Annotated in this window: 3 protein-coding genes; 1 reads left to right on the top strand and 2 read right to left on the bottom strand. The window is 68.6% G+C overall.

Annotated features, from left to right (window positions below; genetic code table 11):
* On the top strand, positions 1 to 933 hold a 933-nt coding region (locus VGD44_RS25375), incomplete at its 5' end, for a hypothetical protein (protein WP_331091382.1).
* A 15-nt stretch (positions 934 to 948) separates the two neighbouring features.
* Here the strand turns inward: VGD44_RS25375 and VGD44_RS25370 are convergent.
* Together VGD44_RS25370 and VGD44_RS25365 are read right to left on the bottom strand one after the other, a co-directional pair.
* Complete coding sequence (locus VGD44_RS25370; RefSeq protein WP_331091378.1) at positions 949 to 2,022, bottom strand: zinc-binding dehydrogenase; 1,074 nt, start codon at positions 2,020 to 2,022, stop codon at positions 949 to 951.
* A gap of 150 nt (positions 2,023 to 2,172) precedes the next feature.
* A partial coding sequence (locus VGD44_RS25365; protein ID WP_331091376.1) for an aldehyde dehydrogenase family protein occupies positions 2,173 to 3,345 on the bottom strand: 1,173 nt, incomplete at its 5' end.

Below are 3,345 nucleotides of genomic sequence, written 5' to 3'. Positions count from 1 at the left end.
CATGGGAGGCACTGGCATATGAGCTATTCGACGGTCCTCAGCCTTGCCGGTCCTTTGCGCCGACCGCGACAGATGCTTGGCGATCAGGAGTACGGCGGTCACTCCTCCATCCACGACGACGCCATGGCGGAGAAGCTGGGTTTCCGCGCCGGGCCGATCGAGGGCCCCACGCATTTCAGCCTGTTCCAACCGCTGCTCGCCAGGATCTGGGGGCAGGCCTGGTTCGAGCGCGGCTGCCTCTCGTCCCACTTCCTGAACATGGTCGTGGAGGGCGAAGAGGTCCGCGCCTTCGCCGAGATCCCGTCGGAGGGCGCCACGTCCACGGCGGTGTGGGCGGAAAAGGCCGACGGTACGCGGGTGCTGGAGGCGAGCGCGAGCCTCGGCCCCGACGCCGGCCCGACCCTACTGGAGACCCGGATGGCGGCCCTGCGCCCGCCCGGCCGGCTGCTCATCCTGGAGGACCTGAAGGTCGGCATGACCGGCGCGAAGGACGAGCGCGTGCGCATGGATCCGGACCAGAACATGGGGTCGCTCTATCCCTTCAGTCTGAACCAGAAGCTGGCCGCCATCACCGAGACCTCGCCCTGGTATTCCGACCCGTCGGCGTCGCCGTGGGGGCGGGCGATCATCCCGTTCGAGATGCTGAGCGTGCTGCTTGAATATTCCAGCCGCGAGGCGGCCTTCCCGGTGAAGGGACCTGCGGTGGGCCTCTTCGCCGACCAGGAGATCCGGCTGATCGACGGGCCGCTGTTCGTCGGCGAGGACTATATTCTGCGACGCGAAATCGCGGCTCTGGCCGAGAGCAAACGGACAGAGTCGTACTGGGTGCGCACCCGGGTCTTCGACGCAAGCGGGGAGAGGCAGGTGGCGGAGATGCTGCTGAACCACGCCACCCTGAAACATTCGTTCGCGGGCTACGCCGAGGCGAACTGACCTCCCCTCTGGCGGTCAGGTCGCCGGTGCGGCGGCGGCCGCGTGGACGTGCACCACGCGGCCCTGGACCTCGCCCGCGGCCAGGGCGACCATGTCGGCGTTGATCGCGCTGATGGGCGCGCGGCGGAAGGGGATCGCCTTGACCCCGCCCGCGCGGACGTGCCCGACCAGTTCGCGCAGCTCCGCCGGCGTGCCGACGAAGGAGCCCCGGAAGGTCAGCTGCCGGGCGGCGAGGGCGGCGGTGGGCATCTGCAGCATGCCGCCGAACAGGCCCACCACCACGTAGACCCCGGCGGTGCTCAGGCTGCCCGCGCCCAGTTGAACCGTGGCGTCCGCCCCCACGAAGTCGAGCACGCCCGTCAAGCCTCCGGTCTGCGCCTTCAAGGTCTCGACAGCGTCCGGCGGGCCGCTGTTCAAGGTCAGATCCGCGCCGTAGCTTTCCGCGAGGCGGAGCTTCTCGTCGTCGACGTCGACCGCGACCACCTTCTTGAAGCCGACCGCCTTGGCCAGAGCGAGCGCCATAAGTCCCACGCCGCCCAGTCCGACGATCGCGATCCAGCCGTCCTTGCGGGGCAATTTGGCCAAGGCCGAATAGGCCGTCAGGCCTGAGCACGCGTAGACGCCCGCCACGGCGGGATCCACGCCGTCCGCGTCGATCAGGAACTTCGCATCGCGCACGACGACCTTTTCGCCGTGCCCACCCGGGCGGTGCAGACCCAGGTTCTCCGGCCGCGGACACTCGTTGTCGCGGTCGTCCAGGCAGGCCTCGCAAGTCCCGCAGCCGATCCAGGGGTAGACGATCACGGGCCGGCCGACGTCGCTCTCGGTGAGCCCCGCGTCGGGGCCGTAGGCGGCGATGTGGCCGAAGATCTCATGGCCCAGGGTCAGGGGCGGCGACGCCCCGAACGCGGCCAGCGGCAGCTTCTGTCCGCCGCCGAGATTGAGGTGGCCCTCATGGAAATGCAGGTCCGAGTGGCAGAGGCCGCAGGATTCGACCTTGACCACGACCTGGCCTGCCGTCGGCGCCGGGTCGCTCAATTCGTTCGGGACGAGCGGGGCGCCGAAGGCCACCACTTGATAGGCTTGCATCGTTCACTCCTGGGGGCGGCAGCGGAAGGCGGCCCGGCGGCGATGAGGGCCGCCGGGCCAGGGATCATGCTTGGAGAAGGCGTCTGTCTTCGCTCGGATCCGGCTGGGAGTCCATAGGAAAATAGAACTCAGTCGTCGAACCCGCGTGGGCTATTCCGCGGCCGGCTTGGGCGCGTAGCCGAGTATGGCCTTGGTCTCGAGGAATTCGTGGAAGGCGAGATCGCCCCATTCCCGCCCATTGCCGCTCATCTTGTAGCCGCCGAAGGGGGCCATGAGGTCGTTGGGGGCCCCGTTTATGAAGACCTGCCCTGAGCGCAGCCTTGCCGCGAGCTGGCGGGCCTTCCCGAGGTCGCTCGTCTGAATGTAGGCGCCCAGGCCGTACTCCGTGTCGTTGGCGATTTCGACGGCCTGGTCGACCGTGTCGTAGCCGAGGATCGAGAGCACCGGGCCGAAGATCTCTTCCTTGGCGATGGTCATGTCGTTCTTCACGTTCGCGAAGACCGTGGGCTTGACGTAGTAGCCCTTGTCCAGGCCGTCCGGCCGGCCCACGCCGCCGGCGACCAGGGTCGCGCCCTCGTCGATGCCGGCCTGGATCAGCTTCTGGATCTTGTCGAACTGCACCTTGGAGACGACCGGCCCGAGCTGGGCGTTGCCGTTCGGGTCGCCGACGGTGATCTGGCTGGCGGCCTCGCGGGCGACGTTGATGGCCTCGTCCATTCGGTGGGCGGGGACAAGCATCCGGGTGGGGGCATGGCAAGTCTGACCGGAGTTGATCATCATCGCCGGAACGCCACGGGCGACGCCCTCGGCGAAGGCGTCGTCGTCGAGGACGATGTTCGGGCTCTTGCCGCCCAGCTCCTGGGCCACGCGCTTGACGGTGAGGGCGGCCGCCTTGGCCACCTCGATGCCGGCGCGGGTGGAGCCGGTGAACGAGACCATGTCGATCTCGGGATGGCTGGAGATCGCCGCGCCGACCGTGGGGCCATCGCCGTGCACCAGGTTGAACACGCCGGCCGGCACGCCCGCCGCATGCAGGATCTCGGCGAAGATCTGGCCGCTGAACGGGGCCACTTCCGACGGCTTCAGCACCATGGTGCAGCCGGTGGCGATGGCCGGGGCCACCTTGCAGACGATCTGGTTCAGCGGCCAGTTCCAGGGGGTGATGAACCCGCAGACGCCGATCGGCTCCTTGACGATCATCGTCGCGCCGCGGTCGTCCTCGAACTTGAAGGTCTTCAGGACCTCGATGGCGGTCGCCAGATGGCCCATGCCGGCAGGCACCTGGGCGCGCTGGGCCAGGCTCGCCGGAGCGCCCATTTCCTC

The organism is Phenylobacterium sp., from assembly GCF_036402295.1.
Taxonomy (GTDB): Bacteria; Pseudomonadota; Alphaproteobacteria; order Caulobacterales; family Caulobacteraceae; genus Phenylobacterium.
Note: the sequence above shows the minus strand (reverse complement) of the source record. Positions and strands in the feature narration are given on the sequence as shown.

Coding starts and splice junctions, on each gene's coding strand:
- VGD44_RS25370 (WP_331091378.1), bottom strand. CDS start 2,022: ATGCAAGCCTATCAAGTGGTGGCCTTCGGCGCCCCGCTCGTCCCGAAC.